This window comes from Nisaea sediminum (assembly GCF_014904705.1).
In the GTDB taxonomy this organism is placed as follows: Bacteria; Pseudomonadota; Alphaproteobacteria; order Thalassobaculales; family Thalassobaculaceae; genus Nisaea; species Nisaea sediminum.
Window position 1 is genome coordinate 257659 of sequence record NZ_JACZCQ010000004.1, and the last position, 25673, is coordinate 283331.

Genomic DNA, 25673 nt, shown 5'->3' on the forward strand with positions numbered 1-25673 from the left:
TCGATGTCGAAACACGAGGCAGACGAGGCGCAGATGAGCACGAGCACGGCGGATAGCGGGTTCTGGACCGACGTGGATAACCACGTGATGCGCTATGGACCGGTCTTCGAGCGGCGGGTGATCGACCGGGCCGAGGGCAGCTTCGTCTATGACGAGGACGGGCACCGCATCCTCGATTTCACGTCCGGACAGATGAGCGCCCTGCTGGGCCACTCCCATCCGGAGATCGTGCGCACTGTCCAGGGACAGATCGGCCGGCTCGACCACCTCTTCAGCGGCATGCTCTCGCGCCCCGTGGTCGATCTCTGCACCCGCCTCGGCAGTTTGGTGCCCGGACTCGAGAAGGTCATGCTGCTCTCCACCGGCGGCGAGTCCAACGAGGCGGCGATCCGGCTCGCAAAGTGCGTGACCGGAAAGCACGAGATCGTCGCTTTCACCAAGAGCTGGCACGGGATGACCGGCGGCGCGGCGGCGGCGACCTACAGCTCGGCCCGCAAGGGCTACGGCCCGGCCGGGGTCGGCAATTTCGCCATCCCGGCGCCCCATGCCTTCCGGCCGCGATTCACCCATGCCGACGGCAGTCTCGACTGGCAGACCGAGCTGGACGATGCCTTCGCCCTGATCGACAGTCAGTCCACCGGCAGCCTCGCCGCCTTCATCGCGGAACCGATCCTCTCCTCCGGCGGCATCATCGAGCTGCCCGAGGGCTACCTCGCCGCCCTCAAGCGCAAATGCGAGGAACGCGGCATGCTGCTGATCCTGGACGAAGCGCAGACCGGGGTCGGCAGGACCGGTCACATGTTCGCCTTTCAGCGCGACGGCGTGACGCCGGACATCCTCACTCTTTCGAAGACGCTCGGCGCCGGCCTGCCGCTCTCGGCCGTGCTGACCAGCCGCGAGATCGAGGAAACGGCGCATTCCAAGGGCTTCATCTTCCTCACCACCCATGTCTCGGACCCACTGCCGGCCGCCATCGGCCTCACCGTGCTCGACGTGCTGGAGCGTGACGGGCTGATCGGCCGCGCGCGCGAGGCGGGAGCGCGGCTGCGGAGCGGGCTCGAGGCCCTGAAGCAGCGGTTCGACTGCGTCGGCGACGTGCGCGGGCGCGGCCTGCTGCTCGGGCTCGAGATCGTCACCGACCGGGCGAGCAAGGTGCCCGACCTCGAACGTGGCGACCGGATCGCTGGCGAGGCGATGAACCGCGGCCTCAGCATGAACATCGTGAAGATCCCGGCCATGGGCGCGGTCTTCCGCATAGCCCCGCCTCTGACGGCGACGGACGAGGAAATCGATCTCGGCCTCGACATCATGGCCGAGGCCATCGCCGCCGCCGGCTGAGGGCCGTCACCCCCGACGGCGCGGGCGGTTCGTCCAGACCTTCAGATCGGCCAAGGCCTTCGCCGTGGCGAGGGAGACAAGGATGCAGAGCATCGCCTTGGTCAGGGTCTCCATCGTGCCCACGATGAGCAGGGCGTGAATGACGGAGCAAAGAACCGTCACGACGGCAAGGCCCGAATGCATGCGACGCCAGGTTCGCGAGCGGAGCTTCAGACGATCCCGGAACACTGCCAGCAGCGCAGCCGTGAGGATGGTCCACATGCCGATCACGCCCCAGGCGGAGAAGGGTGTCGGCGCCCTGAAGAAGAGAGCGTCGACCATGTCCGGAGGACTGGTGATCCAGAGCCCCGCGACATGCAGCACGACCGCCGCGACGAGGACGGCTCCGATCGCCCGATGCACCCGCCGTCCGTTGAGCCCCGCGAGCCCGGGCAGGTACCCGCCGACCAGCAGAGGCTGGAGAAGCAGCAAGACCATCGCGGCGATGCCTGCAAATCCGGCCGCGATATAGACCGGACCGCGCCAGGCGAGCAGCGGGCTCGCCGCCGCCAGTGCGACCGGCACGGCAATGGCAAGCGCGAGCGCGCCCCAGATCAGGATCTTGCGGGCCGGTCCCATTGTTGTGGATGTCACCCGGTTCAGGCTGGCGTGAGGACGAAATGCGCCTCCAGGCTCTTGTCGCTCGAGCTGCGCATCACGGGGCGCAGGAAGACGGTCCCGAAATCGCCGCTGTCATAGGCGAGATGCCCGTGCGGCTGGCCGAAGGCCGGCACGATCTGCGGCATTTCGAGCCGGAAAACCCCGTTCTCGTCGGTCAGCGTGGCGCCGTGGCTGTGCGGATCGCTTTCATAACCTTCCGTCGTGTGGGCCCAGATCTGGATCCGCTGGCCCGCGAGCGGCGCCCCGTCGCCCGCGCGGCGCACGGTTCCCGACATCCAGAACCCGCCGCCGCCGATCCGCTCGACGATGGGCGCGTTCGGAATGTAATTGTTCGACCCGCCCCGCATCGAGCGCGTCGGTGCGAGTCCTTGGGCACGGGCAGGCACGAGCAGACCCGAGATACAGCTCGCTGCAACGGCGCCGCCAGCTGCGAGCAGGGTACGACGTGTGAAAAGATCGGCGGTCATTCGGAACTCTCCCGTCGGACGCGGCATTCTTCCGGGCTCCGCTTCGGAGCGCGGACCGGTCGGTCGCTAAACTACCGCAATGAATGTCGCCTTAAGATTTAAGAGCATCATAGCACGCGGTAACCGGCGCTCACGGTCTCGTGATTCAGGAAGGACGCTTGAGGGATCTTGAAGAAGGTTGGTAGCGGAGGAGGGACTTGAACCCCCGACACGCGGATTATGATTCCGCTGCTCTAACCAGCTGAGCTACTCCGCCCCAAGAGAGGCCCGCAAAGGCTCTTGCCCGCGCGGAAGCACGCATATAGGCGAGCTTGCCGGGGCTGTCAACAGACGGCTGCCCGCCCGAGCAAAATCCGTGCGGCGCGCGTCTTCCGGTGCATTTGCTCCGGCAGAACATCGAACCTGCGCGCGATGTCAGCGGGCCAGAGTGTACTAAAAACTGCACGACATTGGTGTTTTTAAATCAATTTTAAGACTGTTTTGGTCAGATCGCCCGGTCGCCGGACCTGGAGAGGAAAGGGTCGTCCTGAATGGGATCAAAGATCGGGATTGTCGGGAAAATTGTCCTGACGCTCATCGCCGTCGCCTGCTTTTCCAGCGGTTCGAGCATCTACCTGCTGTACCGCTCGCATCTCGAACGGCAACGCGTGGATCTGGAAGAATTGGTCGATGTCGCGTCGAGCCTCATCGCATCCGTCGCCGCGTTCGATCAAGAGAACAGTGCAGACGATCATCCGGATGGCGCCCTAGGGGCGACGCTGGAACAGATTCGCATTGCGTTCGATACAGCACACAGCTTCGGTACAGCAGGAGGGCTCATCATCTTCCGGGAGACGGATGAGGGCCGCTTCGAAGTTCTGATTCACAGGGGCGACCAGAATCCAAACCCTCACGACCGAAACGATATCGAACGGTACACAGCCTACGGAACGGCGATCGCGGAAGGCTTCGACGGAACACACGGAAGCGCCAACTTCACAGATGCTTCCGGCGTCGACTTTTTGATCGCCTATGAGCCGGTTCGGGGCACCGACCTGCTTGTCCTCGCCGAAGTCCGGAAATCGGAATTTGAAGCACCGTTTTTAAATGCCATAGCAATCGCCGTGATGATCGCCTCGGCAATAGGCACGGTCGGCGTAATCTTCGCTCACAGAGAAGCCGAGTCCATCGTTGCCGCCCTCCAGGAGGAACGGCAAAAATTTCAGGATTTTGCATCCTCCGCCTCTGACTGGTTCTGGGTTCAGGACGAAAATCTTCGATATACCAGTGTCGGCGAGAGCAAACGCCCGCACCCTGAAATAGATGCCTCGCAAGTCCTCGGAAAGCGGCGGGAGGATTCCGCCGACGAGGATACATCCACCGAGAAATGGACGCGCCTGAACGGAATCCTGCAGAACCGCGAGCCGTTCAAGGACTTCGTCTACAAGGCCATTTCCGAAGAGGGAAAACATATCATTCTATCGGCAAGCGGCGTTCCTTACTTCGACAACAGCGGGCGTTTCCGCGGCTATCGCGGCTCGGCAAGCGACGTCACCGAACACCTGCATCGCGAGCAACTATTATCGGAAACCCGGGAACGCGCTCACATCGCCTTCCAAAACATGACCGTGGGGATCGTCGAGATTACCAGCACAGGTGTCATCGAGACCTTCAATCCAAAAGCGGAAGAAATCTTTGGCTATCGGGCCGATGAAGTTGTGGGTCGAAACGTATCGATGCTGATGCCGAAATCGATTGCGCGGGAACATGATCGCTATCTCGAGCGCTTCCTCAAGACCGGAGAACATCAGATCATAGGTATTGGCCGGGAACTGAACGGACTGACGAAAAACGGCAAGGAAGTGCCCATACATTTGGGCGTTGCCGAGACCAGGCTCGGCCGAGAACGCCACTTCATCGCGGCAATTACCGACCTGCGAAAACAGAAAAGCCTCGAGACGATGCTGCGCCGCTCGAACAAGCTCGACGCGATAGGTCAGCTCTCCGGAGGGATCGCACACGACTTCAACAATCTGCTTGGGATCATTCTCGGCAACCTTGAGCTGATGCAGAGAAAGTTGGAGCCGGAGAGCAAACTTTACCGCCAGGTGGGCAAAGCGATCGCCGCCGCGCAACGCGGCGCCGGTCTCACCCGCAAGCTGCTCGATTTCTCGCGTCAGAGTCCCGACGCGCAGCGGGCGGATATCGTCGATACGATTGAGGTCGTTTCGGGGTTGTCAGACTTGATTGAGCGGTCTCTCACAGCAAGCATATCGTTCGTGACACGCTTCGAAGGCGATATCCCGCGCGTGAAATGCGACAAGTCCGACTTCGAAGACTCAATCATCAATCTGATCGTGAATGCGCGAGATGCAATGCCCGGTGGCGGCCGCATCGAGGTCGCCGTGTCGCCCTACACCGTCGGCTCGGCGGATGTCCTCGTGCAACTCGGGTTGGCGCCGGGAACCTATGCGCAGATCGAAGTAAGCGACAACGGATCGGGGATGTCGAAGGAGATCGTCGACAAGATCTTCGACCCGTTCTTCACCACCAAGCCCGTGACCAAGGGCACCGGGCTCGGACTGCCGATGGTCTACGGCTTTGTCAAACGCTCGGGGGGACATGTCATCGTCTATTCCGAAGAAGGCACCGGGACCATTTTCAAGCTCTATCTGCCGTCTGTCAGCGACGATGCCGAAATCGACCGTTCGCGATCGCGGACGGCCGATGATGAGCCGGTGCGTGGCGGTTCCGAGACCATTCTCGTGGTTGACGACGAGCCCGGTTTGCTCGACGTGGCGGAGCGCGTCCTCGAAGACCTCGGATATAAGGTCGTGACCGCCCAATCAGCCGAGGCGGCACTACAGATCCTGAGCGAGGGCCGCACGGTAGACCTGCTTTTCACCGATCTCATCATGCCAGGGGGTGTAAATGGCATCCAGCTGATCGAATCGGCCCAGCTGATGCGCCCCCGATTGAAGTCGCTACTGACCTCGGGGTTCACCGGCCATCACCTCAAATCGGAGGAAGCCGAGCACTGGGCGAAATCTCTCGTCGCCAAACCATACAGCAATGACGGTCTGGCGCGGGCGGTTCGGGCGAAGCTCGACGAAGAGAGGACTGCCTGATGCTGAATGTCCTCATTGTCGACGACGAACCGGACTTTGCGGAGTTCGTCGCCGATGCCGTCGACGAACTCGGACATATTCCGCGTATCGCGACCAATTCGAGCGCCTTTGCATCGGCATATTCGACCCACATCGAGGTCATCTTCCTGGACCTGTTCTTGCCGGACCTGGACGGCATCGAGATATTGCGGTTCCTCTCAGACAACCGATCGACTGCGTCAGTCGTTCTGATGAGCGGCAGCAACGACGCTCTCCTCAATGCCGCCCGCGAGATCGCCCATGAGCGCGGCATCACCGTGCTCGGCGTTCTGAGAAAGCCGATCACGCTGGCGTCGATTGCTGAAACTCTGAGCGCCTATGAGCCGGCACCAAGCGTAACAAAACGTTCCTCGTCCAGGATCGACATAGACGATATCCGCCAGGGTCTGAAGAATGGCGAGTTTAGCCTTTTCTACCAGCCTCAGATCTCCTTGAAAGACGGCTCTGTCACCGGGGCCGAGGCATTAATCCGCTGGAATCACCCGGATATGGGTGTCGTGGCGCCGGAAGCCTTCGTGCCTCAAGTGGAGAGTTCCGATCTGATCGGGCCGATGACCGATTATGTTGTCTCGCGCGCCTGCCGGGACTTGTCGGAATTGGAGAAAGATCGTCTGCTGTTCCGGATCTCGATCAACCTGTCCGCGAATTCAATCTACGATCTCTCGCTTCCGGAGAAACTGGCCCGCCAATTTGACGATTCGGGCATCGACCCCGGTCACGTCGTGCTCGAAATCACGGAAACGGCGGTCATGAAAGATGTCGCGGCCTCGATCGATGTTTTGACCCGGCTCCGGATGAAAGGTTTTCATCTTTCCATCGACGATTTCGGGATCGGGTATTCATCAATGGAGCAATTGGTACGGATTCCTTTTTCCGAATTGAAAGTGGACCAGAAATTTGTCCGGAGTCTGCTCGAGAGCCGCGAATACCGCTCCGTGGCAGAAGTTTCCATCGCCCTTGGCCACAAGCTGGACATGACCGTGATCGCGGAAGGCATCGAGGATGCAGCCACCATGTCCGAGTTGCGGGTGCTCGGATGCGACGAGGCCCAGGGATTCGAAATATCCCGACCGCTGCCACTCGACGAATTGAAAACCTGGATCGGCGAACGGCGTAAGGCATAATTGCCTGTCGTGGCCCTCTCGCTGTCCTGTCCGGGTCAGCGGCTCTCCCCGCCGGCAATCAACTTGCGCCGAAGCCAGCTCGAGGCGCCGTCCATGATGAACACCATCACGATGATCAGGCCGATGATGTAGAAGGTGTTTTCCCAGTCCCGCTGGGTCCGCATCGTCTCCACCAGCACGAGGCCGATGCCGCCCGCGCCAAGCGCGCCGATGACTGTCGCCGAGCGGGTGTTGGACTCGACATAATAGAGGAACTGCGAGGTGAACACCGGCAGGATCTGCGGGATCACGCCGAAGCGGTAGCGCTGCCAGCGGTTGGCGCCGGTGGACTCGACACCCTCGACCTGCTTGCGGTCGATATTCTCCAGCGCCTCGGAGAAGAGCTTGCCGAGCGAGCCCGTGTCGGTGAAGGCGATGGCGAGCGAGCCGGTCAGCGGGCCGAGACCGAAGGCGCGGATGAAGATCAGCGACCAGATCAGCATGTCGATGCCGCGTACGAAGTCGAAGATACGTCGGACAACGAAGCGGATCGCGCCGTTCGGATTGAAGTTCGAGGCCGCGACGAAGGCGAGCGGCAGGGCGCAGACGGCGGCGGTCACCGTGCCGAGCACGGCCATCATGATGGTCTCGAACAGCGCCACCGCGACGATGCCGTGCTGCCAGTCCGGATTGCCCCAGAAGCTCTTCAGGATGAAGAGCCAGTTCGGCGTGTCGGCCTTGATGCGGTCGGACGAAGCGGCGATACCGGCCAGGTCGCCGAAGCTCTTGCCGTGAAGCACCGAGTTGAACGGGAACCAGAAATTTTCCCAGCCATAGTCGAACTTGTGGATCTCGATCTTGGCGCGCGTGAACTGCACGCGGCGCGAGAAGGTCGGCCGCACCTCGAGCTTCACGTCGCGGGCATTCAGCCAGGACGGGACAGGGCCTTCCGGCAGCTCGGTCACGATCTTCTTGTCCACCAGTTTCGAGCGGATCGTGCCGTAACCCGGCACATCGAACTCGAGCCCCTGCCCCTCGACGCGAACAAGATAGCCCTCGCCGAGATCGACGCTGAAACTGTCGACCGTGCCCTGGACCCAGTCCGGGAACTGCTTGTAGGTCGCCGTGCGCTCGCCCTCGATCGCGACCTCCAGCTCGTTGCCGCGGAAGGATTTGGTCACATGCGTCTTGTAGGCAATCGAGTCGGACACCAGGAGCGCGCCCTTGGAGAGCTGCGCGCGCTCGAGCAGGGTCGTGATGTCGAAGGCGTTCCAGGCATAGATCAGGTAGAGCACCATGCCGGCCAGCAGCAGCATCGGCACGGCGGAGGCCTTCTTCACCGAAACCCTGACGGTCTCGGCAAGCAAGGCGGAACTCTGTTCGGCGACGGCCATCGGTCCCCTCCCCTATTTGAAGTTCTCGGCGCCGACGAAATGGCGGCGCAGATACGAGGACAGTTGGTCGATCGCGACGATCGAGAGGAACAGCATCAGGAAGAGCGCGGCGGTCTCGGCGCCGGCACCCCAGCCGATCGCGCGGCTGAGCTCTGTGCCGATGCCGCCGGCGCCGACGAAGCCGAGGATCGCGGAGGCCCGCACATTGATCTCGAAGCGCAGCAGGAAATAGCTGCTGTAGTTCGGCAGGACCTGCGGGATGACGCCGAAGCGCACGCGCTGGAGCCAGTTGCTCCCGGTCGCCTTCAGGCCTTCCAGCGGTTTCACGTCGATATTCTCGTTCACCTCGGAGAACAGCTTGCCGAGCGCGCCCGAGGTGTGGAAGGCGACGGCGATTGCCGCCGGGACCGGGCTGGCGCCGAGCACGAAGATCAGAAAGAGAGCGATGATCAGCTCCGGGAAGGCGCGCATGATGTCCATGATGCGGCGCACGACCGGAATGAGCGCGGGCGGAACCTCGAGATTGCGGCTCGAGGCGAGCGACAGGATCGTGGCGAAGACGGCGCCGATGATGGTGGCGACCGCGGCGATATTGAGGGTCTCGATCAGCGCCGGCAGAAATCTCGGGAACAGGGCCCAGAATTCCCAGCCGTCATCCCAGGCCTGGGAGACGATCTGCGCCGGGTAGTCGAAGAACTTCAGCAGGCCCTGGAGGAACCCGCCCGAATTGAGCTGCGAGGCCTCGTGGTAGCCGGAGACCACGACGGCAAGCAAAAGCGCGAGGGAGAGCCCGGTATAGAGCCTGCGCCGGCTCTCGAGCGCCCCAAGCTGGTTGCGCATCACGTCGACCATGGGAAATGCCCTGTCATGCGAGAGGCCCCTCGGGCCCGAAACCGGACCGGGACCGCGCCGAAGCGCGGTCCCGGCCTTGATCTGTCAGGAAGGCGAGACGCCTGCCTTACATCTTCGACTTACGCGCCGCGATGATGACTTCGTAGGTCTCGTGCGTGACCGGCATCATGCCTTTGATCTCGCCGGCCATGAAGCTATAGGCGCATTCCGGATCGAGCGAGGCGAGGCCTGCGATCAGGCCGGTGACCTTCACCTTGACGTCGGACGGCAGGTCCTTGCGCAGCACGACCGGGCCTTCCGGGATCACCTTGGACTTCCAGATCTGCACCAGCTGGGTCATGTCGACGAGGCCGGCATCGGCGGCCTTGCGCAGCGCACCGCTGTTGTAGCCCTCTTCCCAGTTGCCGAGACCGTCGGCCCAGGTCACGCCGGCATCGATGTCGCCGTTGGCGACCGCGACAATGGTCTGCTCGTGACCGCCGGTGAAGACGACTTCACCGAAATACTCGCCGCTCTTCATCGGGAAGCCGGCGGCCGGGATCTCGATCGACGGGATCAGGTAGCCGGAGGTCGAATTCGGATCGCCGAAGCCGAATTTCTTGCCCTTCATGTCGTCAAGCGACTTGATGCCGCTGTCGACCCGGGCGAAGCCGATCGAGTGATAGCCGATGGAGCCGTCCACGTTCACCTTGACCAGGACCGGCTCGACCGCGTCCGGGTCGGTCAGGTAGGTCTTCGCGTAACCGGAGGCGCCGAGCCAGGCCATGTCCAGGTTGCGGCCGATCAGGCCCTCGATCACGCCGTTATAGTCGGCCGGCGCGAAGATCTTCGTCGGGACGCCGAGCAGCGCCTCGACCTTGGAGCGCACGCACTCGTTCGAGCGCAGGCGGTCGGACTGGTTTTCACCGCCGAGGATACCGATGCGGAATTCGGAGATCTTGTCTTCGGCGTGCACGTCGGCGGCGCCGAACGCGGTCATGGCGACGGCCGCGGCCATCGCGAAATTGCGAACGAACTTCATCCCTAACTACTCCCTAGGTTGCAATTGCCCCACGGCCCTCGGCGACGGGCCGGGCTCACGCCGTGGCGGCATTCGCCTCAGCAACCTGGGCCCCCTGGCCCGCCGCTGAGGGATTGGATCGGGCGCGCCGGGACGCGCCGCTGGTGGAAATGCTGGTCGAGGTCACGGCCTCGTTGAGGCCTTCCTCGGCACCGTAGATCTCGCGCGCGGCCTCCGGCGTCAGCGCATCCGCCGGGCCGTCGAACACGACGCGACCCTCGGCCATGCCGATCACCCGGTCGCAATAGCTGCGCGCGGTGTCGAGCGTGTGCAGGTTGCACATCACGGTGATGCCGTCACGATCGTGGATTTCGCGCAGCGAGCTCATCACCACCTCGGCGCTCAGCGGGTCGAGCGAGGCGATCGGCTCGTCGGCGAGGATGATCTTCGGTTGCTGCATCAGGCCGCGGGCAATAGCGACACGCTGCTGCTGGCCGCCCGAAAGGGTCTCGACCCGCTGCAGCGCGCGCTCCGCGAGGCCGAGCCGGTCCAGGGCCGCGAGAGCGTCGTCGATATCCTGCTGGGAGAAAATCTTGAACATTGAGCGCAGCGTGCCGTGCTGGTTCAGCCGGCCGAGCATGACGTTGGTCACGACATCGAGGCGCGGCACCAGGTTGAACTGCTGGAAGATCATCGCGCAGTCCTTCTGCCAACGCCGCTTCGCGTTGCCTTTCAGACCGAGCACGTCGGTACCCTCGACGAAGATCTGTCCCGACGTCGCGGGCGTCAGGCGATTGAACAGCCTGAGGAAGGTGGATTTACCTGCGCCGGAGCGTCCGATCACGCCGATCATCTGCGGCTTGTCGACATTGAAGGTCACGGAATTAACCGCGACCATGTTTCCGAAAGCCTTGGTGACGTTCTTGAATTCGATCATGCCCCACTCCTGAATCTCGCGCCGAACGGGGCTCGCAAGAGCCCGCACCGCGGGAGAACCGACCGGGCGTTGGTATCAATGGAGCGGGTCGATCACGTGACTCTTTTGCTTCACTTTCGTGAAGCCCGCAGAGCCGGCGGCGACGCTCAGTTGCTCGCGACGGAAAGCGAGAGGCGCTTGTGGTCGGCCTCGATAAAGGTCTCGTAATCGGCGTGCGCGACCGGGAAAAGCCCCGTGATCGGGCGCCCGAAGGCCGCGGCGAGGCAATCCGGCGCACGCTTGCCGAGATCGAGAAGCCGGACGGTGATGCTCTGCTTGACCGCTTCGGACAGCGCCTTGCGCAACACCAGGGGTCCGTTCGGCACCAGGTTCGAGCGCCATATTTCGGAGAGCGATCCGCCCGCCTGCCGCTCGAACCGGGCAAGCGGTCCTGCTTCGGCCTCACCGCCGTCGGACACCCATGTCACCGCGGCGTCGATCGCGCCGCTTTCGAGAGCCGTCAGATTGGCCTGGTGACCGCCGCTGAACTGAATTGTCGCTACATCGCTCTCGGTCTTGAAGCCGTCCCGCGCGAGCGCGACGGACGGAACGAAGTATCCGGGCAGCGAGATCTGACCGGCGAAACCGATTTCCTTGCCTTTGACGGCGTCGAGCGAGGACAGATCCGACCCCGAGCGCGCCAGCATGACGGCGCGGTAGCCTTTCGCCCCGCCGCGTCCGAGCGGGGCCAGCACGGGCTGGACCGCCGCGGCACTGCTGCGCCAGACCGCGCTGTAAGCGCGCGGGGAGAGCGAGGCGAGATCGACTTCTCCAGCGGCCAGCGCATCCTGCAACTGCTTTCCAGAGGCGAATGCATTGACGGTAACCGGCACGCCCAGTCCGTTGGCGAGCTCCTGCATCAGGCATTTCTGCGCGCTGAAGCCGTTTTCCACGGACATCCCGCCCAGAATGCCGATCTTCAGACCTTCGGCGGCCGGCGCCGGTCCGGAGAGCATCAGTCCGGCAACCGCACCGAGTGCCGCAGCCGCCGACATCGCACGCTTGAATGCCTGTCGCATCGCCCTGTCCAATCCGTTCGGAACCAGCATGCTTTCGAAGCGCCAGTTCCCTTGTCGAGGGCTCGCACCATACAGGATGAGATTGACCGTTTGATGACGGTTAAGTTGCAGCCGCGTCCCGATTCGGCGTCAGACCGCATTCCAGTCGGGGCAGGCCTTGATCTCGGCCTCGGCGATCTCGATAAAGGCGCGCACCTTCCGCGAAAGATGGCGGTTGGCTAGATAAAGCGCCGAGATCGGCAGGCGCTCTCCCTCATAGGATTCGAGAACGGGCTTCAGGTCGCCGCGTCGGATATCCTCGTCGACGATGTAGCTCGGGACGATGCCGATCCCCTCCCCGGAGAGGATCAACTGACGGACGGCCGACGCACCGTTAACGCGCACCCGGTGATTGACGGTCACGGTGAGGGTCTCGGCCCCATCGCGGAAGATCCACTGCCCGGGGGTGCGACGGTTGGTGTCGAAGATGCAGCGGTGGCCTGCAAGATCGCGCGGATGCTCCGGAACGCCGCGCGCCTGCAAATAGGACGGTGTCGCGCAGGCGATCAAACGGGTTTCCCCCAGCCGCCGCGCGATCAGGGTCGAATCCTGCAGCCTTCCGATGCGGATGGAGAGATCGATGCCCTCGTCGATCAGGGAAAGATGCTGGTCCGTGAGGCGCAGGTCGAGTGTCACCCTCGGATTGGCGGCGAGGTATTTTTCCACCGCGCCGAGGAGATGGGTCTCGCCGAAGGTCAGGGGCGCGGTCACCACCAGGTTGCCGGCCGGGCTGCCGCCCTCGTCCCGCATGACGGCGCGAAGCTCGTCGTAATCCTCCACCAGGCGGTTGCAGCGCGGCAGGAACGCGCGCCCGCTCTCGGTCAGGGTCACGACCCGCGTGGTCCGGTTCAGCAGGAGAACGCCGAGCTCATCTTCCAGCGCCCGGATGTTCTTGCTCACATTCTGCGCGCTCGTCCCGAGGCGCTCCGCGGCCTTGGAAAAGGACATTGTCGCCGCGACCGCGGCGAAGAAGCGCATCTGTCCGATCGAATCCATACTGACAACATATTGTTTATAATCATTCAATGAAAGTGATACTTACAACCTAATATCGCCGCAATTAAGTCTCGGGTCATCGACGGCGCACTCCGCCCGTCACCGATATGAAAGGACGACCCGATGACCAACACATCCAATGCGGATTATGCCGCGCTCCTTCTTCGCGTCTCTCTCGGCGTACTCTTCATCGCCCACGGCGCGCTCAAGCTCTTCGTCTTTACCCCGGCCGGCACCGTCGGCTTCTTCGAGAGCCTCGGCCTGCCCGCGATCTTCGCCTACCTGACGATCCTCGCCGAACTCGGCGGCGGCGCGGCCCTGATCGCCGGTTTCGCCACCCGTCTGGTCTCCATTGCCACCCTGCCGATCCTGCTGGGCGCGGTCTTCATGGTCCACGGCGCCAACGGCTGGCTCTACACCAATCCGAACGGCGGCTGGGAATTCCCGGCTTTCTGGGCGGCCACCCTGGTCGTGCAGGCCCTGCTCGGCGACGGCGCCTATGCACTGAAGACCCCGCGCCTGCTCGCCCTTCAGCCCGCTACCCAGAGCGAGTAAGGTCGGCAAATGGCAAAGCAGCCCAGCCTCTTCCTGCCGCACGGCGCGCCCGACCTGCTGCTGACCGAGCATCCCGCGAAACGCTTTCTCGCGGAGCTCGGCGGCCGGGTCGGCCGCCCGGAGGCGATCCTCGTCGTCTCGGCGCACTGGGAAAGCCCGCGACTCGCGCTGACCTCGGCCGCCGCGCCCGAGACCGTGCACGACTTCTATGGCTTCCCGCGGGAGCTCTACGACTTCCGCTACCCGGCGAAGACCGACGCGGCGGTCAGCCGCCGGACCATCGAACTGCTGGCCGATCTCGGCTACGCCGTCGAGGCGGATGCCGGCCGCGGGTTCGACCACGGGGCCTGGGTGCCGCTGCTGCTCGCCTTCCCCGGGGCCGACATCCCGGTGATCCAGCTCTCGCTGCTGAAGGGCGGCACTGCCCGGCAGCATTTCGAGATCGGCGAAGCCCTCGCCCCGCTCCGCGACGAGGGCATTCTGATCGTCGGCTCCGGCTCGGTGACGCACAATCTGCGCGCCCTCGGTCCGGAAGGCGCGCCGCCGCCGGACTGGGCCACCGGGTTCGACGATTTCGTCTCCATGGCCGTCGAAGTCGGCGACTGGAAGTCCCTCATGCGCTTCCCGGACGCGCCCGAGAGCGCAAGACGGTCCCATCCGACACCGGAGCATTTCCTGCCCTTCTTCGTCGCGGCAGGTGCCGGCAAGGCGGATTGCGGCGCACGTCTGCACCGGAGCTTCAGCCACAGCTCCATCAGCATGTCCGCATATTCCTTCGGATCGGACCGGCTCGCCATCTGATCCGTGGCGGGCATCCGTGCCCGCCGCGCCATACTGCATCCCCGCCCGGTCACCTTCCCGCCGGGCGGGGATTGCCGTTAGGCTTGCAGCAACAAGAACACTTCATTCAGGGAAGGACGCTCACAGACATGGAAAAGATCGGATTCATCGGCCTCGGCGACATGGGCGGGCCGCTCGCCCGCAATCTGAAGGCCTCCGGCGCGGACATGATCGTCTATGACATCAATCCGAAAGCAGTCGCGACGCTGAAGGCCAAGGGCGCAGACGCCGCCGGCTCCGTAGCAGAGGTGGCGAAAGCGGCGGATATCGTCATCACCGTGCTGCCGGCCTCGCAGCATGTCCGCGAAGTGGTGCTCGGTCCGGGCGGCGTGCTCGAGAACGCCAAGCCAGGCACGCTGGTGATGGATATGAGCACGATCGACCCCGAGACCACGGACGAGCTTTCGAGGAAACTGGTCGAGGCCGGGCTCGCCTTCGTCGACTCCCCGATCGGCCGCACCGTCGAGTTCGCCGAGCGCGGCGAGTCGCTTTTCATGGTCGGAGCAAGCAGCAACGATTTCGGCCGGGTGAAGCCGTCGCTCGAGGGCATGGGCTCGGTCATCCACCATTGCGGCGGCCCAGGCACCGGGATCCGCACCAAGCTGGTGAACAACTTCCTCGCCATCTCGCAGAACCAGCTCAGCGCCGAGGCGATCGCGCTGGCGACCGCGCTCGGGCTCGAGCTGGAACAGACCCTGACCGTGGTGAACGGCACCACCGCCACCAACGGCTCCCTTACCCTCGGCTGGCCGAACAAGGTGCTGAAGGGCGATATCGAGCCGGGCTTCAAGATCGACCTCGCGCTGAAGGATCTCTCCCTCATCATGGAGGCTGCGAAGAGCAAGAAGCTGCCGATGATGATGGGCGCGGCGGCGAAGGAAGCCCTCACCATCGCCACCACCGGCCTCGGCATGGGCGAGAAGGACTTCTCCGGTCTGCTGCACGCCCAGTGCAAGCTCGGCGGCCTGACGCCGCCGAAGCTGAAGGGCTAGATCTCAGTGGCCGCCGGTTGCCACCCGCTTGAGAGCCTTGCGGGCGAGCGACCAGCGGTGGACTTCCGACGGGCCGTCATAGATCCGGAAGCCGCGGACCTCTCGGAAGATCCGTTCGACGGGATAATCGGCGCTGGTGCCGGAGCCGCCGAGGATCTGCACCGCATTGTCGACGATGCGCCAGATCGCTTCCGAGCACTGGACCTTGGCCATGGAGCTTTCCTCGGCCGCGGTCTCTCCCTGGTCCAGCAGCCAGGCGGCCTGCATCAGGGAAAGCCGGGCCGTGCGGATGTCCATCTCGTTGTCCGCCAGCATGAAGCCGACGCCCTCGTGCTTGCCGAGCGGCTGGCCGAAGACGACGCGTCTGTTGGCATAGGCGAGCGCGGTGTCGTGCGCCCGGCGGGCGGCGCCGAGCCAGCGCATGCAGTGGGTCAGCCGCGCCGGGGCGAGCCGGACCTGGGCCTGGCGGAAGCCGCCGCCGGCCTCGCCGAGAATGTCCGACTGGTCGACCTTCAGGTCCTCGAATTCCATCTCCCAGTGCCCGCCGGCGAAGGCAGTGTCGAGTGTGTCCATCTGGCGCACCAGCTTGATGCCCGCGCGGTCGCTCGGGACGATGAACATGGTGGCCTTGCCGTCCTCCGGGCCGCCCTCGATCTTCGCCATGATGATGACGAACTCGGCCCCCTCGGCCCCGGTGATGAACCATTTCCGGCCGTTGATGACATAGCCGTTGCCATCCACCTTCGCCGTCGTCGCCAGCAGCGAGGGATCGGCGCCGGCGCCGTCCGGCTCGGTCATCGCGAAGCAGGAGCGCGCACCCTTCGCCAGCGGCGCCAGGAACTGCTCGCGCTGGGACGGGTTGGCGGCAACCTCCAGGAGATGCGTATTGCCCTCGTCCGGCGCGCCGCAATGGAGCGCTGTCGGGCCGAGCAGCGAATAGCCCGCCTCCTCGAAAACGAAGGCCCGCTCCAGGTGGCCGAGACCGAGACCGCCGAATTCCTTCGGCGCATGCGGTGCGAATACGCCCGAGGCGCGGCCGAGATCGGTCAGCTCGCGCCTGAGATCCTCCGTCGGCCCGTGCTCGGTCCAGCGCGGATCCTTCTCGAACGGGATCACCTTCTCCCGGATGAAGCTCCGGGTCTTTTCCGCGAGGTCCGCGACATGCGGCGGCGTCGAGAATTCCATTTCCATTCCTCCCCTGCCGGAGACCTTCGCGGGCCGCCGGAGGCACGAGAATAGCCGCTCGACGCCTCGCGTCCAGCGGCAGGATCGCCGCAGGGCGCCGAAACGGAAAGGGCGGCCCGAGAGCCGCCCCTTCGAAGCTATGTCCGCCCGATCAAGCCGGCCCCTGCCGCATGTTGTCCGGCAGCCAGGTGGCGAGATCCGGGAAGGCGATCAGCACGAAGACCATCACCACCATGATCAGGAACATCGGGATCGCGCAGCGGGCGATGTAGCCCATCTCGTGATGTGTCATGCCCTGCAGCACGAAGAGGTTGAAGCCGATCGGCGGGGTGATCTGCGCCATCTCAACCACCACGACGATGAAGATGCCGAACCAGAGCACATCGATCCCGGCCTGCCGGATCATCGGCTCGACAACCGCCATGGTCAGCACCACCGAGGAGATGCCGTCGAGGAAGCAGCCGAGAATGATGTAGAAGACCAGCAGCGCCATCAGCAGCTCGAAGCGGCTGAGATTCATCTCCGCGATCAGGTTGGCGAGGCCGCGCGGCAGGCCGGTGAATCCCATCGCGAGGGAGAGGAACGCCGCGCCGGCAAGGATCAGCGCGATCATCGCCGAGGTCCGGGTCGCCCCCATCAGGCTCTCGCGGAAAGTCCTCCAGTTGAGCGAGCGCTGGCCTGCCGCGAGGGTCAGAGAGCCGATCACGCCGAAGGCGGCCGCCTCGGTCGCCGTCGCGAGGCCGAGATACATCGAGCCGATGACCACCGCGATCAGGCAGAGCACCGGGATCAGGAAGCGCGAGTTCTTGACCTTCGCGAGGAAACTCATCTCCGGCTCGGGGTCCGGTTTGTAGTTCTTCGAGACCTTCGAATAGATCGCGACATAAGCCATGAACATTCCCGCCAGCACGATGCCGGGCAGGATGCCCGCGATGAAGAGGCGGGTGATCGACTCGTTGATGGTCACGCCATAGACGATCAGCGTCAGCGAAGGGGGGATCATCAGGCCAAGCGTCGCCGCGCCGGCCAGCGTGCCGATGACGACCTTCTCCGGGTAGTTCCGCTTGCGCAGCTCCGGGATCGACATCTTGCCGACCGTTGTCAGCGTCGCAGCGGAGGAGCCGGAGACCGCCGCGAAGACCGTGCAGCCGACGATGTTGGTGTGGACAAGGCCGCCGGGCAGCCGCGCCATCCAGGGCGCAAGCCCCTTGAACATGTCCTCCGAGAGGCGCGTCCGGTAGAGGATCTCGCCCATCCAGATGAAGAGCGGCAGGGCCGCCAGCGTCCAGGAGGAGGAGGCCGTCCAGACCGTCGTGATCATGGTGTCGCCGACCGGCCGGGTGGTGAAAAGCTCCATGCCGACGAAGGCGACGCCGAGCAGCGCCAGACCGATCCAGACGCCGGTACCGAGCAGCAGGAAGAGAACGAAGAGGAACAGGGCGATGATAGAGATGTCTTCCATGCCCGTCACTCCGCGTGGGATTCGACCGTCTCGTGGACGATCCGGTCACGGCCCGCGAAGGCCATATGCACAAGAAAATCGGTCAGGGAGATCGCCAGAATGACGGCACCGACCACCATGATGCTCTGCGGCATCCAGAGCAGGGTCATATCCTGCCCCTGGCTCACGTCCTTGAACTTCCAGGACCAGTAAACGAACTTCCCCGCATACCAGACGAAGTACCAGGCGAGCGCGCTGCCGACGATCAGGCACCAGACCTCCAGCAGGCGGCGCACCAGCGGTGGCACTACGTTGAACAGCATCCCGACCCGGATATGGGCGCCGCGCTGCAGCGCGTGCGCGAAGGCCAGGAAAGAAGCGGCGGCCATGCAATAGCCGACATATTCTGCGGCCCCGGGGAACACCTCGCCGGTCCAGCGGGCCAGCATCTGCAGTACGATCAGGCCCAGGATGGCGATCAGGAAGAGGGCTGCAACCGCGCCCGAAAAGAGATACAGCCGGTCGAGGCCGACCCTGATTTTTCCCAGAATGACCATGAGGACTCCTCGGGAGAAGGACGCGTTTCCGCTCCCGCAACGCACGGGCGGAGCGTCGGAAAAAAGAAAGACCGGGGGCGGACCTGCGTCCGCCCCCGGCCGTTCGGTCAGGAATTATTTCATCGCCTTGTAGGCATCGATGATGGCCTTGCCCTCGGCACCGGCGGAGTCCAGCCATTCCTTGGTCATGGTCTCACCGATCTGGCGCAGCTCTTCCTTCAGCGTGTCGCCGGCCGGACCGACCTTCATGCCGTTGGACTTCAGGCCGTTCAGCGTGAACTGGGTGTATTCCACCGCGCGCCAGGTGCCGGCGTATTCGGCCAGTTCGGCGCAGCCCGTCAGGACGTTCTTCTTGGCATCGTCCAGGCCTTTCCAGACATCGCCGTTCACCATCACGTAGTTGCGCGGCAGCCAGGCGTCGACCTCGTAGAAGTGGGTCAGGCTTTCCCAGACCTTGCGGTCGTAACCGGTCGCGCCCGAGGAGATCATGGACTCGGCGACGCCGGTGGCGAAGGCCTGGCTGATCTCGGCGGCCTCGATCTGCACCGGCAGCATGCCGGTCAGCTCGGCGATCCGGGCGGTCGCGGCATTATAGGCGCGGAACTTGATGCCCTTCATGTCGGCGACCGAGTTCACTTCCTTCTTGAAATAGAAGCCCTGCGGCGGCCACGGAACGGCATAGAGCAGCACCAGGTTCTGGTCTTCGAGGATCTTGGTCAGGGTCGGCTTCGCGGCCTTCCAGAGCTTCGCCGCATCGTCGAAGGAGGTGGCGAGGAACGGGATCGAGTCGAAACCGAACACCGCGTTCTCGTTCTGGTGCGCGGACATCAGGCGTTCGCCGATCGGCGCCTGGCCGGTCTGCACCGCGCGCTTGATGTCATTGCCCTTGAAGAGCGAGCCGGACGGATGGGTCACGATCTCGATCGCGCCACCGGTCCCGGTGGTCACGCACTTGGCGAATTCGGCTCCGGTCACGGAATGGAAGTTGGAGCCGGAATAGGCCATCGGCATATCCCACTTTTCCGCCTTCGCGGCGGCCACGCCGGTGACCGCGAAAGCGGCGGCGGCGATGACAGTCATCAGTTTGTTCATGGTCAGTCTCCCTGTTATGCGACCCTGTTAGGCCACTCTTACCTCCCCTCAGGCGCCGAAGCGTGAGGGAGAGTAACGCGTCAGATCCATGTTCGGCGTTTTGCCGCCGATCAGTTGGGCGAGAATCCGCCCTGTTTTCGGCCCCCCCGTGAGACCGACATGCTGGTGCCCGAAGCCGAGGAAGGCTCCCGGCACACCCGGCGCCTCGCCGATGACGGGGATCGAATCCGTCGTCGCCGGCCGATGGCCCATCCAGGTGGTTTCCTCCTTGAAGGTCAGACCCGGAACCGCCTTCCTGACCGCCTTCCGCAGCAGGGCGAAGGGCGCTTCGGAGGGCGGAGCCTCGAGGCCGCCGAATTCCACCACACCCGCGGCGCGGAGACGACCCTCCATCGGCGTCAGAAGGAATTTTCCCGTCGTGATCATGACCGGCGTCTTCGGCATGACCGACGGTTCCCAGAATTCGAGATGGTAGCCGCGCTCGCTCTCCAGCGGAACCTCGAGACCGAGCTGCTTGCAGAGCTTGCCCGACCAGGCGCCGAGCGCCACCACCACGGCATCGCCGCTTATCGTCTCGCCGCCGGCGCGCACGCCCGTCGCCCGGCCGTTCTCGCGCACGATGTCGTTCACCTCGGCTTCGACGATCCGGCCGCCCTCGGCGACCACATGCGCCGCGAGTGCCTTTACATAGGCGCCGGGATCGGTGATCCGGCCGTGGTTCGGAATGCGCACACCGTATCGGAAATCGCCGCTCAGGGCCGGCTCCTGCGCCCGGAGCGCCGCTTCATCCAGCTCCTCGCAGACAAAGCCGCGATCGCGCCGGATCGACCAGCCGAAGGCGTCGCCGTCGTAGGCCGCCTTGTCGCTGTAGGCGAAGACATATTCCTGCGGCACGATCCAGCGCTCGGCCCCGGTACCCGCCGCCAGCGCCTGGTGGTCGGCGACGCTGTCCCCGACGATGTCATAGAGCGCGTCGGAGATCCGCTTCGCGTCCTCGGCGTTGGCATGAGCGAGATACTTGAAAAGGAAGGGCATCAGCTTCGGCAGATAGGACCAGCGCAGGAAAAGCGGCTGGTCCGGATTGAAGAGCATCTTCGGGACCTTCTTCAGAAGGCCCGGCGCGGTCACTGGCACGATCGAGGCGGAAGCAAGCAGACCCGCATTGCCGTAGCTCGTCCCGCCAGCGGGGCCCACCTTGTCGACGAGCGTCACGTCATGCCCGTCGCGCTGCAGCCAGATGGCCGTGGAGACGCCGACGATCCCGGCCCCCACGATTATGACATGCTTCTTCTGTACGCTCATTTCCCCTGCCCCCGGCCGATCGACCGGACCGCATAGTGCGCCAGCTTTTCGGGATCGGGAAGGATGCCGAGACCGGGTCCGTCCGGAACCGTCACGACGCCGCCACCGCTGGGGAAGGTCTCGGCGAGGATATCCTCCTTCAGGTAGTATTGCGCCTGGTAGAACTCGCAGCCGAGCCGGATCTCCGGCGTCGCCGCGATCATGTGCGCACCGGCGAGATGGGCGAGACCGCTCTCGAACATGTCGCCGCCATAGGCCGAGAGACCGGCGGCGGCGGCCATGCGGGCGACCGTCTGCCCACGGCGCAGTCCACCGGACTTCATGATCTTGACGGAAACCCCGTCGCAGATCCCCTCCTCGATGGCCCGCTTCATGTCCTCCGGACCGAAAACGCTCTCGTCCGCAAGCAGAGGCACGTCGATGGAGGACCGGATATCGGCCATCAGGTCGAAATGATGATAGGCGACCGGCTGCTCGATGAAGGTCGGCTCGAAGGCTGCGATGTCCTGCACCCTGGCGATGGCGCCCTCGACCGGCAGCCCCTGATTGAAATCCACGCGGACGTCGAGCTCCGGCCAGCGGGCACGGATCTGCTCCAGCCGCATGATGTCGAACGCATGGGTCTTGAAGCCGGTCTTCAGCTTGATGATTCCGACGCCGTCATCGGCCAGCCGCTCGAGCAGGGCCAGATCCGCGTCGAAATCCGGATCGGCGATGGAAACGGAAAGCGGAATCGTGTCCCGCGCCTTGCCGCCGAGCAATGCCCAGACCGGCACGCCGGCGATCCGTCCCTGCAGATCGAGCAACGCGCTTTCAAGCGCCGCCTTGGCCTCGGTGCAATGGGCGACCGACTTGGCGGCGACTTCCATGATCGCGGCAAGATCGCCGACCCGCTTGCCGACGACATGCGGCCGGATGTAGCGGTCGAGTGCGGCATAGCTCGCCTCGGGAGATCCGGTAAAGACCGACCAGGGCGAAGCCTCGCCGTAACCGACCGCGCCGCTCTCCGAGGTCAGGCGGAGAACGACGATCTCGATCGTATTCTCGACGGAGCCGATACCGTGGTCGCGGCGCGAAACCACCGGCAGCGCGAGCTGCCAGAGGTCGAGGGAGACGATCTTCTCCGTCGGGTCGAACATGGCTCAGGCTGTCCTCTCTGGAATGGATTCAGCACGGCGGCGTTCGGCATCGCAACCGAGCCCGCACATGCGGTCGATAGCGCGGTCCGCGGGAATCCGGTCCGAGGTTTTCGCGCCGGTCATGCGGTTGCCGATCGGCCAGCTCATATTTCTCTACTTCTCGCGCGGATTGCGCTAGGCATGCCGAATGGAACACAATATTGTATACAAGGCTGCATGTTGAGAACTCACGACATGCGTGTCAAGCGGCTTCAGAAACAGGTCGGCAGCGGAAAATGAGCGAGGGACGGGTCGAGGAAACCTATGCGCGCCTGAAGGAGCGTGCGGTGAATTTCCAGTTCCGGCCCGGCGAACGGCTGAACGAGATCGGCCTCTCAAAGGAACTGTCGGTCAGCCGAACCCCGCTGCGCGAGGCGCTCAACCGGCTGGTGACGGAGCAGCTGATCGATTTCCGGCCGGGACAGGGCTTCTTCTGTCGCAATCTCGACCCGCGCTCGATCTACGAACTCTACGAGCTGCGCGAGATACTCGAGCTCACGGCGGTGCGAAAAGCCTGCACGGAGGCGAGCGACGACGCGCTGAAGGCGCTGAGCGACGAGCTGTATGCGACCGGCCTTGCCTATATCGGGAAGACCGTGCGCGAGGTGACGGAGCGGGACGAGGCCTTCCACATCGCCATCGCGGAGCTTTCCGGCAACCAGGAACTGGCGCGGCATCTCCGCCAGATCAACGAACGCATCCGCTTCATCCGCTGGCTCGATATGTCGAACCGGGTGAAAAACACGAAAGGCGAGCACAAGGCCGTCATGGACGCCCTGCTCGCACGCAACGCGGATCTCGCGGCCGAGGTCATGGGCAACCATATCCGGCGCCGCATGGACCAGATCGTGGCCTCCGTGAAGGAAGGCTTCTCCAGCATCTACATGGCCGGCCCGGAGGAGCTCTTCGAGCGGCAGTGCGACCCACAGGAGTGACGGCAATGAAAGCAAAGGGCGGCAAGGCGATCTACGGCGCCTCGGTCGGGATCCTCATGCTGGAAGCGCGCTTCCCGCGTATTCCGGGCGACATGGGCAATGCCCTGACCTGGCCCTTCCCTGTACATTACCGCGTCGTCCGCGATGCCTCACCGGACCGTGTCGTGCGCCGCGGCGCCGAGGGACTGCTGGAAAATTTCATCGAGGCGGCGAAGGGCCTGGTCGCCGACGGGGTCGACGGGATCACCACCAACTGCGGCTTTCTCTCGCTCTTCCAGGAAGAGCTGGCGAGCGCGGTCGGCGTGCCGGTCGCGACCTCATCGCTGATGCAGGTCGACATGGTCAACCGCCTGCTCCCGGCCGGAAAGCGCGCCGGCATCCTCACCGTCAACGCCTCCAGCCTGACGGCGGAGCATCTGCGGAAGGCACGGGTGCCCGAAGGCACGCCGGTCGGCACCACCGAGGGCGGGCGCGAATTCACCCGCGTCCTGCTGGACAACGAGCTGGAACTCGATGTCGAGGCCGCCCGGCTGGACAATGTCGAGGCCGCGCTGGCGTTGCAGGGCAAGCACCCGGACCTCGGCGCGATCGTGCTGGAATGCACCAACATGCTGCCCTATGCCGCCGATATCCGCGAGGCGACCGGCCTGCCGGTCTATTCCATGCTGAGCTTCGTCACCTGGTTCCAGTCCGGGCTCGTACCGCGCCGCTTCTAGATTTCGAACAGGTCGATGTTCGAACGAAAACAGACGCTTATCTTCGTTTCGCCATCAATCATTCCCGGAACCTTCACACGCCGGTGACACGAACGTTCGAATGCTCCTGATATCCGTGCCGCTTCCTTCGCCGGGGAGCGCCGGGGACCAGTGGATACGCCGTCAGCAACGAAAACCTTCCGCAAGATACGGTTGCAGCCATACCTGCTTCTGCTGCCGGCTTTCCTGTGCCTCACGACCTTCACCTACTGGCCGATGCTGCAGGTCTTCCTCGCCTCGCTGACCAACAAGAAGCGGGTCGGCGACGATGGAAGCTTTGTTGGCGCGGAGAATTACCTGACGATCTTCACCGAGGCGGATTTCCTCGGCGCCCTCTGGAACAATGCGTTCTACGCCGCCGGTACGGTCATTCCGAGCGTATTGCTCGGTTTTCTCTTCGCGCTGGCGCTGCGCGAGACGACGAATCTCTCCGCGATCCTGCGTTCCGCGCTGTTCTTCCCGACCCTGGTTCCGCTGGTCGGGGCCGCGGCGATCTTCATCTTCGTCTTCATGCCGGATATCGGCCTGCTCGACTATTACCTCGCCAAGCTCGGCCTCTCCGCCACCAACTGGCTCGGCAACCCGGATCTCGCGCTCGTCTCGCTGATGGCTCTGACCACCTGGAAGAATGCGGGCTACTACATGCTGTTCTTCCTCGCCGGTCTGCAGGGCGTGCCGCAGGATGCCGAGGAAGCGGCGAAGATCGAAGGCGCGAACTGGCTGCAGCGGCTCTATTTCGTGATCGTTCCCATGCTCGGGCCGACCTTCGCCTTCGTCGTGGTCATCGCTCTGATCAGCGCCGTCAGTCAGGTCGACCATGTCATCGTTATGACCGAAGGCGGGCCCAACAACGCCACCAACCTGCTGCTCTATTACATCTACCAGCAGGCACATGAATTCTACGATCTCGGCAAGGCGACCGCGGCAACAGTGGTCACGCTGGCGGCTCTGCTCACCCTTTCCTTCCTCTCGCTCAGGACCATGGAGCGGAAGGTGCATTATGAGACCTGAGCTCAAGCAATGGGCAGCGCCCGGAGCGTTGCTCGCCGCCACCATGTGTGCCGTGGTCTTCCTCTGGTCGACGCCGTTCCTCTGGATGCTGGTGGCGAGTTTCCGGCCCGACAGTTTCGGCGGCCTCGGCATGGCCTCACTCTTCCCGGATTTCGTACCGACCCTGAAGAGCTATCGCTACGCCATCGAGGACGGCGACTGGCCGCTCTGGTTCCTGAACTCCGCGATCCTGGTGACCGGTACCCTGGCCGTGCAGCTCGTCACCATCAGCCTCGCCGGCTACGCCTTCGCGCGCATCTCATTCCCAGGCAAGGAAGCGCTGTTCTACCTCTTCCTGCTGCAGCTCATGCTGGCGCCGCCTGTGCTGATCGTCCCGAACCTGACCACGCTCGTGCATCTCGGGCTTTACGACACGCTGATCGGCGTCATGGCGCCCTACTGGGGCTCGGCCTTCGGTACTTTCCTGATGCGGCAGACCTTCCGCACGATCCCGAAAGATTTCGAGGAAGCGGCGATCATCGACGGCGCCACCTGGTGGCAGGTGCTGCGCCACGTGCTTCTGCCGCTGTCGCTCCCGGGACTCACCGCCTTTTCCATCGTTTCGGTGGTCTATCACTGGAACGAGTTTCTCTGGCCCCTGATGGTCATCAACGATCCGGACAAGATGGTTCTGACCGTGGGCCTCGTCAGCTTCGCGCAGGGCGCGGAGGGAGCGTCGGACTGGGGGCTGATCGCCGCCGGCACGCTCTTCATCATGGCGCCGCTCTTCATCGCCTTCACGGCGTTCCAGCGGCAATTCGTCAACAGTTTCATGTCCTCGGGCGTGAAATAAGGAGCTTA

Annotated in this window: 24 protein-coding genes and 1 tRNA gene; 10 read left to right on the plus strand and 15 right to left on the minus strand. The window is 63.9% G+C overall.

The genetic code is table 11. The annotated features are described in order from the left end of the window. Positions 1-3 precede the first annotated feature (3 nt). Positions 4-1338 (plus strand): aspartate aminotransferase family protein, encoded by a 1335-nt coding sequence (locus IG122_RS10275; protein ID WP_226893473.1) that lies wholly within the window; start codon positions 4-6, stop codon positions 1336-1338. A 6-nt stretch (positions 1339-1344) separates the two neighbouring features. Here the strand turns inward: IG122_RS10275 and IG122_RS10280 are convergent, their stop codons facing one another. From IG122_RS10280 to IG122_RS10290, 3 genes are all read right to left on the minus strand, one after another. Continuing rightward, positions 1345-1956, minus strand: a complete 612-nt coding sequence (locus IG122_RS10280; protein ID WP_193183137.1) for a ferric reductase-like transmembrane domain-containing protein — start codon at positions 1954-1956, stop codon at positions 1345-1347. Between the two features lie 20 nt (positions 1957-1976). Next, positions 1977-2465 (minus strand): peptidase associated/transthyretin-like domain-containing protein, encoded by a 489-nt coding sequence (locus tag IG122_RS10285; protein WP_193183139.1) that lies wholly within the window; start codon positions 2463-2465, stop codon positions 1977-1979. A gap of 179 nt (positions 2466-2644) precedes the next feature. Continuing rightward, a tRNA-Met gene (locus IG122_RS10290) sits at positions 2645-2721 on the minus strand. 274 nt (positions 2722-2995) lie between these two features. On the opposite strand from IG122_RS10290, the gene IG122_RS10295 reads away from it, so the two are divergent. Together IG122_RS10295 and IG122_RS10300 are read left to right on the plus strand one after the other, a co-directional pair. Then, complete coding sequence (locus tag IG122_RS10295; RefSeq protein ID WP_193183141.1) at positions 2996-5572, plus strand: hybrid sensor histidine kinase/response regulator; 2577 nt, start codon at positions 2996-2998, stop codon at positions 5570-5572. Then, positions 5572-6735: an EAL domain-containing response regulator gene (locus IG122_RS10300; protein WP_193183143.1), complete on the plus strand. Its 1164-nt coding sequence runs from the start codon at positions 5572-5574 to the stop codon at positions 6733-6735. Before IG122_RS10295 ends, IG122_RS10300 begins: the two co-directional genes overlap by 1 nt. A 35-nt stretch (positions 6736-6770) precedes the next feature. Here the strand turns inward: IG122_RS10300 and phnE (IG122_RS10305) are convergent, their stop codons facing one another. The 6 genes from phnE (IG122_RS10305) to IG122_RS10330 all read right to left on the minus strand — a co-directional run bounded on the left by phnE (IG122_RS10305) (position 6771) and on the right by IG122_RS10330 (position 12990). Continuing rightward, complete coding sequence (gene phnE, locus IG122_RS10305; RefSeq protein WP_193183145.1) at positions 6771-8108, minus strand: phosphonate ABC transporter, permease protein PhnE; 1338 nt, start codon at positions 8106-8108, stop codon at positions 6771-6773. A gap of 12 nt (positions 8109-8120) precedes the next feature. Continuing rightward, on the minus strand, positions 8121-8960 hold the full coding sequence (gene phnE / locus IG122_RS10310) for a phosphonate ABC transporter, permease protein PhnE (protein ID WP_193183147.1): 840 nt from the start codon (positions 8958-8960) through the stop codon (positions 8121-8123). 106 nt (positions 8961-9066) lie between these two features. Continuing rightward, on the minus strand, positions 9067-9981 hold the full coding sequence (phnD, locus tag IG122_RS10315) for a phosphonate ABC transporter substrate-binding protein (protein ID WP_193183150.1): 915 nt from the start codon (positions 9979-9981) through the stop codon (positions 9067-9069). Between the two features lie 55 nt (positions 9982-10036). Then, a complete protein-coding gene (gene phnC / locus IG122_RS10320) occupies positions 10037-10897 on the minus strand; it encodes a phosphonate ABC transporter ATP-binding protein (RefSeq protein WP_193183152.1) in 861 nt (286 codons plus the stop codon). Positions 10898-11043: 146 nt separating this feature from the next. Then, the gene (locus tag IG122_RS10325) at positions 11044-11955 is read right to left on the minus strand and encodes a phosphate/phosphite/phosphonate ABC transporter substrate-binding protein (protein WP_193183154.1); all 912 of its coding nucleotides are present in this window, start codon (positions 11953-11955) and stop codon (positions 11044-11046) included. Between the two features lie 129 nt (positions 11956-12084). Continuing rightward, on the minus strand, positions 12085-12990 hold the full coding sequence (locus tag IG122_RS10330) for a LysR family transcriptional regulator (protein ID WP_193183156.1): 906 nt from the start codon (positions 12988-12990) through the stop codon (positions 12085-12087). A gap of 123 nt (positions 12991-13113) precedes the next feature. Here IG122_RS10330 and IG122_RS10335 point away from each other — a divergent pair, with 123 nt between their 5' ends. The 3 genes from IG122_RS10335 to IG122_RS10345 all read left to right on the plus strand — a co-directional run bounded on the left by IG122_RS10335 (position 13114) and on the right by IG122_RS10345 (position 15377). Then, positions 13114-13545, plus strand: a complete 432-nt coding sequence (locus IG122_RS10335) for a DoxX family protein (protein WP_193183158.1) — start codon at positions 13114-13116, stop codon at positions 13543-13545. A 9-nt stretch (positions 13546-13554) separates the two neighbouring features. Then, positions 13555-14346, plus strand: a complete 792-nt coding sequence (locus IG122_RS10340) for a DODA-type extradiol aromatic ring-opening family dioxygenase (RefSeq protein ID WP_193183160.1) — start codon at positions 13555-13557, stop codon at positions 14344-14346. Positions 14347-14429: 83 nt separating this feature from the next. Then, a complete protein-coding gene (locus IG122_RS10345) occupies positions 14430-15377 on the plus strand; it encodes an NAD(P)-dependent oxidoreductase (RefSeq protein ID WP_226893474.1) in 948 nt (315 codons plus the stop codon). A 3-nt stretch (positions 15378-15380) separates the two neighbouring features. Here IG122_RS10345 and IG122_RS10350 read toward each other — a convergent pair whose 3' ends face one another. The 6 genes from IG122_RS10350 to IG122_RS10375 all read right to left on the minus strand — a co-directional run bounded on the left by IG122_RS10350 (position 15381) and on the right by IG122_RS10375 (position 22093). Further along, positions 15381-16562 carry an acyl-CoA dehydrogenase family protein gene (locus IG122_RS10350; protein ID WP_193183165.1) on the minus strand — a complete coding sequence of 394 codons (1182 nt, stop codon included), beginning with the start codon at positions 16560-16562 and terminating at the stop codon, positions 15381-15383. A 151-nt stretch (positions 16563-16713) separates the two neighbouring features. Then, the gene (locus IG122_RS10355; protein ID WP_193183167.1) at positions 16714-18024 is read right to left on the minus strand and encodes a TRAP transporter large permease; all 1311 of its coding nucleotides are present in this window, start codon (positions 18022-18024) and stop codon (positions 16714-16716) included. 5 nt (positions 18025-18029) lie between these two features. After that, positions 18030-18560, minus strand: a complete 531-nt coding sequence (locus IG122_RS10360; protein WP_193183169.1) for a TRAP transporter small permease — start codon at positions 18558-18560, stop codon at positions 18030-18032. A 114-nt stretch (positions 18561-18674) separates the two neighbouring features. Next, positions 18675-19652, minus strand: a complete 978-nt coding sequence (locus tag IG122_RS10365; RefSeq protein ID WP_193183171.1) for a TRAP transporter substrate-binding protein — start codon at positions 19650-19652, stop codon at positions 18675-18677. Positions 19653-19700: 48 nt separating this feature from the next. Beyond that, positions 19701-20954 carry an NAD(P)/FAD-dependent oxidoreductase gene (locus tag IG122_RS10370; protein ID WP_193183173.1) on the minus strand — a complete coding sequence of 418 codons (1254 nt, stop codon included), beginning with the start codon at positions 20952-20954 and terminating at the stop codon, positions 19701-19703. Next, the gene (locus IG122_RS10375; RefSeq protein WP_193183175.1) at positions 20951-22093 is read right to left on the minus strand and encodes an enolase C-terminal domain-like protein; all 1143 of its coding nucleotides are present in this window, start codon (positions 22091-22093) and stop codon (positions 20951-20953) included. The genes IG122_RS10370 and IG122_RS10375 overlap by 4 nt, the downstream gene beginning before the upstream one ends. A 275-nt stretch (positions 22094-22368) precedes the next feature. On the opposite strand from IG122_RS10375, the gene IG122_RS10380 reads away from it, so the two are divergent. From IG122_RS10380 to IG122_RS10395, 4 genes are all read left to right on the plus strand, one after another. After that, entirely contained in the window at positions 22369-23067 is a 699-nt protein-coding gene (locus IG122_RS10380; protein ID WP_193183177.1) for a GntR family transcriptional regulator, read from the plus strand. Positions 23068-23072: 5 nt separating this feature from the next. Beyond that, on the plus strand, positions 23073-23783 hold the full coding sequence (locus IG122_RS10385; RefSeq protein WP_193183179.1) for an aspartate/glutamate racemase family protein: 711 nt from the start codon (positions 23073-23075) through the stop codon (positions 23781-23783). Between the two features lie 150 nt (positions 23784-23933). Then, the gene (locus IG122_RS10390; RefSeq protein WP_319024858.1) at positions 23934-24833 is read left to right on the plus strand and encodes a carbohydrate ABC transporter permease; all 900 of its coding nucleotides are present in this window, start codon (positions 23934-23936) and stop codon (positions 24831-24833) included. Further along, positions 24823-25665, plus strand: coding sequence for a carbohydrate ABC transporter permease (locus tag IG122_RS10395; RefSeq protein ID WP_193183181.1), 843 nt, complete (start codon positions 24823-24825; stop codon positions 25663-25665). The genes IG122_RS10390 and IG122_RS10395 overlap by 11 nt, the downstream gene beginning before the upstream one ends. The last annotated feature ends 8 nt before the right edge of the window (positions 25666-25673 follow it).

Coding starts and splice junctions, on each gene's coding strand:
- IG122_RS10380 (WP_193183177.1), top strand. CDS start 22,369: ATGAGCGAGGGACGGGTCGAGGAAACCTATGCGCGCCTGAAGGAGCGT.
- IG122_RS10360 (WP_193183169.1), bottom strand. CDS start 18,560: ATGGTCATTCTGGGAAAAATCAGGGTCGGCCTCGACCGGCTGTATCTC.
- IG122_RS10280 (WP_193183137.1), bottom strand. CDS start 1,956: ATGGGACCGGCCCGCAAGATCCTGATCTGGGGCGCGCTCGCGCTTGCC.
- IG122_RS10355 (WP_193183167.1), bottom strand. CDS start 18,024: ATGGAAGACATCTCTATCATCGCCCTGTTCCTCTTCGTTCTCTTCCTG.
- IG122_RS10395 (WP_193183181.1), top strand. CDS start 24,823: ATGAGACCTGAGCTCAAGCAATGGGCAGCGCCCGGAGCGTTGCTCGCC.
- IG122_RS10350 (WP_193183165.1), bottom strand. CDS start 16,562: ATGGAATTCTCGACGCCGCCGCATGTCGCGGACCTCGCGGAAAAGACC.
- IG122_RS10340 (WP_193183160.1), top strand. CDS start 13,555: ATGGCAAAGCAGCCCAGCCTCTTCCTGCCGCACGGCGCGCCCGACCTG.
- IG122_RS10330 (WP_193183156.1), bottom strand. CDS start 12,990: ATGGATTCGATCGGACAGATGCGCTTCTTCGCCGCGGTCGCGGCGACA.
- IG122_RS10300 (WP_193183143.1), top strand. CDS start 5,572: ATGCTGAATGTCCTCATTGTCGACGACGAACCGGACTTTGCGGAGTTC.
- IG122_RS10335 (WP_193183158.1), top strand. CDS start 13,114: ATGACCAACACATCCAATGCGGATTATGCCGCGCTCCTTCTTCGCGTC.
- IG122_RS10385 (WP_193183179.1), top strand. CDS start 23,073: ATGAAAGCAAAGGGCGGCAAGGCGATCTACGGCGCCTCGGTCGGGATC.
- phnE (WP_193183147.1), bottom strand. CDS start 8,960: ATGGTCGACGTGATGCGCAACCAGCTTGGGGCGCTCGAGAGCCGGCGC.
- IG122_RS10325 (WP_193183154.1), bottom strand. CDS start 11,955: ATGCGACAGGCATTCAAGCGTGCGATGTCGGCGGCTGCGGCACTCGGT.
- IG122_RS10295 (WP_193183141.1), top strand. CDS start 2,996: ATGGGATCAAAGATCGGGATTGTCGGGAAAATTGTCCTGACGCTCATC.
- IG122_RS10365 (WP_193183171.1), bottom strand. CDS start 19,652: ATGAACAAACTGATGACTGTCATCGCCGCCGCCGCTTTCGCGGTCACC.
- IG122_RS10285 (WP_193183139.1), bottom strand. CDS start 2,465: ATGACCGCCGATCTTTTCACACGTCGTACCCTGCTCGCAGCTGGCGGC.
- phnD (WP_193183150.1), bottom strand. CDS start 9,981: ATGAAGTTCGTTCGCAATTTCGCGATGGCCGCGGCCGTCGCCATGACC.
- IG122_RS10370 (WP_193183173.1), bottom strand. CDS start 20,954: ATGAGCGTACAGAAGAAGCATGTCATAATCGTGGGGGCCGGGATCGTC.
- phnC (WP_193183152.1), bottom strand. CDS start 10,897: ATGATCGAATTCAAGAACGTCACCAAGGCTTTCGGAAACATGGTCGCG.
- IG122_RS10275 (WP_226893473.1), top strand. CDS start 4: ATGTCGAAACACGAGGCAGACGAGGCGCAGATGAGCACGAGCACGGCG.
- phnE (WP_193183145.1), bottom strand. CDS start 8,108: ATGGCCGTCGCCGAACAGAGTTCCGCCTTGCTTGCCGAGACCGTCAGG.
- IG122_RS10375 (WP_193183175.1), bottom strand. CDS start 22,093: ATGTTCGACCCGACGGAGAAGATCGTCTCCCTCGACCTCTGGCAGCTC.